This is a genomic window from Bacteroidota bacterium (genome assembly GCA_037133915.1).
Taxonomy (GTDB): Bacteria; Bacteroidota; Bacteroidia; order Bacteroidales; family CAIWKO01; genus JBAXND01.
Map to the genome: position 1 here is coordinate 101626 of JBAXND010000010.1, position 6000 is coordinate 107625.

Annotated in this window: 7 protein-coding genes; 6 read left to right on the forward strand and 1 reads right to left on the reverse strand. The window is 40.4% G+C overall.

The features are described 5' to 3' along the window. The first annotated feature begins 68 nt into the window (after positions 1-68). Complete coding sequence (locus tag WCM76_05395) at positions 69-506, forward strand: hypothetical protein (protein ID MEI6765055.1); 438 nt, start codon at positions 69-71, stop codon at positions 504-506. 21 nt (positions 507-527) lie between these two features. Beyond that, on the forward strand, positions 528-854 hold the full coding sequence (locus tag WCM76_05400; GenBank protein ID MEI6765056.1) for a hypothetical protein: 327 nt from the start codon (positions 528-530) through the stop codon (positions 852-854). Positions 855-1166: 312 nt separating this feature from the next. Here WCM76_05400 and WCM76_05405 read toward each other — a convergent pair whose 3' ends face one another. Beyond that, on the reverse strand, positions 1167-1727 hold the full coding sequence (locus tag WCM76_05405) for a helix-turn-helix transcriptional regulator (protein ID MEI6765057.1): 561 nt from the start codon (positions 1725-1727) through the stop codon (positions 1167-1169). Positions 1728-1889: 162 nt separating this feature from the next. On the opposite strand from WCM76_05405, the gene WCM76_05410 reads away from it, so the two are divergent. The 4 genes from WCM76_05410 to WCM76_05425 all read left to right on the forward strand — a co-directional run bounded on the left by WCM76_05410 (position 1890) and on the right by WCM76_05425 (position 5962). Beyond that, a complete protein-coding gene (locus WCM76_05410) occupies positions 1890-2144 on the forward strand; it encodes a hypothetical protein (protein ID MEI6765058.1) in 255 nt (84 codons plus the stop codon). Between the two features lie 10 nt (positions 2145-2154). Next, complete coding sequence (locus WCM76_05415) at positions 2155-4500, forward strand: BT4734/BF3469 family protein (protein MEI6765059.1); 2346 nt, start codon at positions 2155-2157, stop codon at positions 4498-4500. A gap of 298 nt (positions 4501-4798) precedes the next feature. Further along, complete coding sequence (locus tag WCM76_05420; protein MEI6765060.1) at positions 4799-5014, forward strand: hypothetical protein; 216 nt, start codon at positions 4799-4801, stop codon at positions 5012-5014. Positions 5015-5077: 63 nt separating this feature from the next. Next, positions 5078-5962, forward strand: a complete 885-nt coding sequence (locus tag WCM76_05425) for a hypothetical protein (GenBank protein ID MEI6765061.1) — start codon at positions 5078-5080, stop codon at positions 5960-5962. Positions 5963-6000 lie beyond the last annotated feature (38 nt).

Sequence of the window (6000 nt, forward strand, 5' to 3'; positions counted from 1 at the left end):
TTTTTGTCGTTGAAACGTGATGAAAAGTCATTTTTTGAAAAGCAGCACTTAACCTAAACCGAATGCTCATGAAACGCTTGATTGCCGTTATTTCAATGCTAATAACTATAATGCCACTAGTCAATGGGCAAAATCGCGATGAGGGAACAATGCCAACTTCTGAGGAGCGATCAAAAAAAATAGCCGGCAAACTGGCACAAAAACTTGTACTAAACAAATCAGAAAAGGATTCGGTTCAAGTGATATTTTCTGACTTCTTTGATAATTTAAAAATATATCATTCCGCTGGCGATGAAAAAATTGTAATGGCTCTAGAAAAAACACGGGACGATAAAATGAAAATTCTTCTGAAAACGTCTTTAAAATTTGAAGAATATACTTCATATATGCAGGACCTTAAAGCGAAACATGAAAAATCTCTTGGGGTCGGTGGAGGAAAAAATTGGGAGGGCAGTGGGCACCACCATAACGAAGGAACAGAAGGTGACGAGCGCAATGGTTTTTAAATTTATTTAAATAACAAAAAAATGATAAAATATAAACATACACGATTTCTGATTGCCATTGCGATACTTGTTGGCTTTTCTGCCTGTAAAAAAAACTCCTCTTCAACGGTATATACACCGGTTTGTTCCGGACCGGCTAAATCGTGGCAGGCTGATGTGAAGCCCATAATGAATACGTATTGTGTAGGCTGTCACGCATCTTTTGGTGGCTACACAGAAATGGTTGCTTCAACGACAGCTATCCGCAGTCGTGTTGCTGATGGTTCCATGCCCCAAGGAAATGCACTTAGCAACGACCAGAAGAATATTGTTCTCTGCTGGATCGACAGCGGAACACCAAACAATTAAATACTTAGTATTTAGTACAAAGAAAGAGTAAAAGATTTTTTGTACTTACGACTCACGACTCTTGACTTACGACTATTTTTTGTGGAGCGTAGGGATTGTGAACCTTCAAGCACTATGTAGCTAATCGACAATCTGTTATAAAGTTTATTTTAAAAATTGTGAATCAATTGTGAAACATCATCATTCCGTAATTCATTTAGCTGGCAGCTTCTCTATCACTTTCCTGCCACGCTTTTCAATTAACGTGTAAACATACAAATAAAACTTCAAGGAACGATAGGTTTCAATAATAATCAGGGCTACAGGCAATGATTACACTTTGAAATGGTCATCAATGTATGCGTCCAATATTTTTCCATAATCAGCCGTGTCAGCCATCTCTTTTATATTAGTGAAGAATTTTTTGAAGATGAGGTTGGCGGCATCTTTCAATTCGCTATCCGTTAATTTATTCTTCAATGGTTTATATACCTCGTGAAAGACGGGCTGACCTTCCCCTTTATCAGCCTTTAACTCAAGGCTGACCAAGCCATGCCCCTCGGAAGCCTTGGTGTAAATATTTATCATCAGTTGCCTGATGGCGAGTTTCTCAACGTAGTTTTTCTTTATCACCTGTGCCAAAATGGAGTTAATGACTTTCTTTAACTCAACTTGGGATTGCGGTAATTGAGATTCGCCAATAAATAGAGTGTAAACCGGGACACCTAAAACACCACAAATTTTATTTAGCATATCCACGTTTACCGAAACCTTTCCGCTGTAGATATCATATATCGCCTGCCGTGTACGGCCAATGCTATCTGCCAAGTTCTTAACAGAAACATTCTTTTTTTCAGCGATCTCTTTGATTTTCAAACCTATTTCATTGTTCATAAATTCTTACTTATGTAAAAAATAAACATTGCGAATGTCAAAAGGTACTTGTATATTTGCCAAATATTTATTTACAGTTTTCGTTTATGGCTTTTGTTTTATTTGACAAAGATAAAATAAATATTGATACAAAGTACAAATTAAATTAAAAAAAAGGAGAAGATGGACAAAGAAACGAGAATGGAGATGAAGGAGCTCATGGCTTCCGCATTGGAAGATTTCTTCAAAAAGAAGAACCGTGACAAGACCTACACGGTGAACAGTATTGCAAAAAGGCTTGGTGTGGCTCACGCTACCATTACCAAACGCATTAAGGAAGGCTTGATACTAACCACAAGCGATGGCCGCATAGCAGAAGCGGAAGTTGAAAATTACCTTAGGAAAAAGAATTTACATCATCGCCAATTGGCAATTTAAAAAAGAGAGAATGAAAAAAATAATCTTTTCGCATTTTGAGAACATCAGGGATAAAACCCCCAAGACTATTACTGCCGATGATTTTATTAACTCCATCAGGACAGGTGATGTCAACGGCAACTGCATCAAGCCGGTCATTGAACGCATAAGAAGAACTCAAGACCGTGATGAAAGAGGTAAGTTGAAAAAGGGACTACCGGCAGTTACTATTTCTGCCATCTGTCAGAAAGGGCACAAAAAGGCTGACATAATCAGTCTTACTCATTTTTTGCAAATAGACATCGACAAAATTGAAAACCCGGAAGCGATAAAAAAGGTTCTTAGCCAAGACCCTTATTTATACCTTCTATTTGTCAGTCCAAGTGGAAATGGTATCAAAGGTATTATCTATACCGGTGAACGCAACCATAAGGATGCGTTTCAGGCGTTAAAGACATATTTCTTGAAGCAGTACGAGTTAACCATTGATGAACAGGTCAAAGACGAAAGCCGCCTTTGTTTTTACTCGTTTGACCCTGATATTTATGTCAATCCTGATGCGGCGACTTTTGAAATGCCTACATTGCAAAGTCCTCCCAGAAATGAAACAACAAGGATAAAGGTTGAAGATGTTGTAGGCAAGGTTGAATCGGCACAGCTCGATTTTACTGCTTCCTACGAGGACTGGTTAAAATTAGCCTTCGCGTTTGTAGATGAATTTGGCGCTGACGGGGAGCAGTACTTCCACCGGATAAGCAAGTTTTACGGCGGATACAGCCATGAGAGCTGTAGCGACCAATATCTCAAGTGCCTGCATGACGGAAGCCACTCGGTTGGCATAGATTTCTTTTTTGAAAAAGCTGGCAAGTTGCTTCCTTCTATCGAAGTTAGTAACAGTCCAATTCCGCCAATACCTGCTGCGACATCCTTGAATAATATAAAATTCTATCAGCCCTCTTATGATAAAGACGGCCAACTCAAGGATATCAAGATAGACTACATGAAATGGATTGACCTGTTGTATGGTCTTGGATTCAGACGGTTTGATATTGATATGAACTTTTCATTTGTCAGCGTGCAAGACCAAATAATACAGGAAGTATCCGTCACCCATATTCAGGATGCATTTATCAACTACCTCGAAGGACTACCTGAAAACCTTGGAGAAGGCATAACAAAAGAGAGTATCATTGGCAAAATTTACCGGAACCCTTCGCATTATTTCTGCGACAAAAGGTTGAATCTTCTCAAGCCCAAGCAACCGTTCGTGTTCAATTATGACACCAAGGACGAATGTTATATCTATTATCGAAATGGTTTTGTCAAATGCACATCCAGCGGGTACAAGCTATCGGCCTATACAGAATTAAAGGGGCTTATATGGCGTGACCAAATCGTTGACAGAGATTTTGCACCTGTTGACATTGATTCTTTGCCCCCGGATGTCAAAGGCGATTTTTCGGCCTTCCTGTTAAATATTTGCGGCAAAGACGAGAAACGGTTTAATGCCTTACGAACCATCATTGGATACCTGTTGCATAGTTTCTATGCCGGCAAGCTCAAGGCTGTTGTTTTTACCGACAGCAAGATATCTGATTCACCTTCGGGCAGGACAGGCAAGACACTGTTGGGGCAGGCACTGGGCTACCTGAAAAAATATACCGAGATAAACGGTAAGGACTTCGACCCTGCCAACAAGCATAAGTATTCACAGGCACATCTTGACACGCAGATTATCCACCTGAACGATGTACGTAAGCATTTCGATTTTGAAACCGTTTTCAACGATATCACCGAGGGCATCGTGGTGGACATCAAGAACGCCAAACCGTTTAAAATTAAATCAAAACTCATTGTTTCAACAAACCAAACCCTGCGTATTGAAGGGGCAAGCGCGAAGGACAGGGCAGTTGAATTTGAGTTTGCCGACCATTATAGCGAGAACTATTCCCCGGAAGATGAATTCGGGCATTGGTTTTTTCGGGATTGGGATAATGGCCAATGGCAGCTATTTGACAACTTCTGTCTTGGCTGTATTGCAACCTACCTTGCTGAAGGTGTCATAACCCCGGTACAAATAAACCTGAACAGGCGCAAGCTCCACCAGACAACAAGCGTTGAATTTGTTGAATTCATGGATAGCTTGGTTAGTGAAGGACAAATCAAGGCCGGGATTGAATATGAGAAAAAGGACTTGTATTTGAAATTTGTCGAAGACTGCCCGGATTTCGCGGAACTAAAAGGTGCGAAACAGCGCAGGTTCACTGAATGGTTGAGGAACTATGCAAGGTATTCAGGATATTTTTCACCTGTAGAACCTGAAAGACATGAACGGAAAAGCGGAGTGGCAAGATACATCGTTTTTCCACCACCTTGAGAGTGTACCTCTTTTTATACTTTTCTTACGTCCAGTACGTCCAAATGAATTAATAAACAGAATATCAATCATATAAAAACATATAAAAATGAAAAATGAAAAAATAGCCTACGTCCTTACGTCCAAAGTTGGACTTACTTGGACGTAGCACATTTAGTAATATTTAAAAAAAATAATTCCCTTAACGTTTGAGCCTTCGAGTATTATCATGGCATTGGACGTAAGGACGCAGAAAAGCGAGAAAAACCACCACCATAGAAAAAATAATTTTCACGTATTTCACTAAAACAATATTCCCATGAAAAAAAAGAGTTTCGAGATTCCCGCCAGTGAACTTGCCGGGTTCGCCGAGTTACTTCAGGAAACTGGTCTTCGCAATGAAATTGCAGGCAAAGGCGAAGAAGATGACAACATCATTATTAATATCTTTTACCAACCCGATGAAAGGCAGGCCGTGTACGAGCTGATGGAATGGGTCGATGATAATATCGGTACAGAAGACGATGAGGTATAAATTAACGTGCGCCTGCCTTCGGGCAGGCCACTTTTTCTTAACAATATAAAAAAAACCAACGTGATGAAAATTTGTGAATATTGTAATACGGAATTTGAGCCAAAAAGGAGCGATGCACGCTTCTGTAATATCGGGTGCAAGTCAAGGCATCATTATGAGCACAAGGGGGAGGAGATGCAGCCGGAAGTGAGTTTAATGGATACACTAAAGGGCGTTGTTGATGAAAGTGTTTCAAATGTCGCCGAACAGGTTACGGAACAGGTCGTGATGAAGGCCGAAAAAGTTGAAACCAGTGAATACATTGGATTAAGGAAGCACAGGTTGGCCTTGCTAAACAAGTACAATCAACAAAGAAATGAAATTGAAAAACTAAAAAAAGAAAAAGCAATAATTCAAATGGAAAATGGCATCATTATACCGGCAGCAGGTGGAACGGCTGGAATAATTTTAGGTGCGACAAAATACAAGAAGGGATGGCAGGTATTGCTTTCCGGTGCGGCTGGTGTTGGCTTGGGTATGGGTTTGAAAAGTATAACCAAGGATATTCGTGAAGCTGACAAACAGGAACGGTTGCAAAAAATAATCGTTAAAATACAGGCATTAATCGTTTATTATACGGATAATCTTGCCCAACTTCGTGAAATGGACAGGCGGATAGCCCTTGTCCAGCGATATGAAACAAGAATGGTTCCATCACCTGCGGTTTCCTTGCCTATTCCGCAACAACCAAGGCGGGAGTGCCAACCTGAACCGTCGAAATTGCAACCGCCTGTTGCCGCCGCAAGCCCTAAATTAAACGACTTACACGATTATTATTCGAGTAATCCGATATCCCTTTCATCCAAAGTCATCACTGTTAAGCAGCTTGCCGAAACTGAATATAGAGCCTTTGAGTTCACAGGCCGATGGAACAAACTTTTTGGTCAGCCATTGGAAAAAACGCTCTAAATATCCAGTGTGCGCCGGTTCAAATTGACCACCTCGCG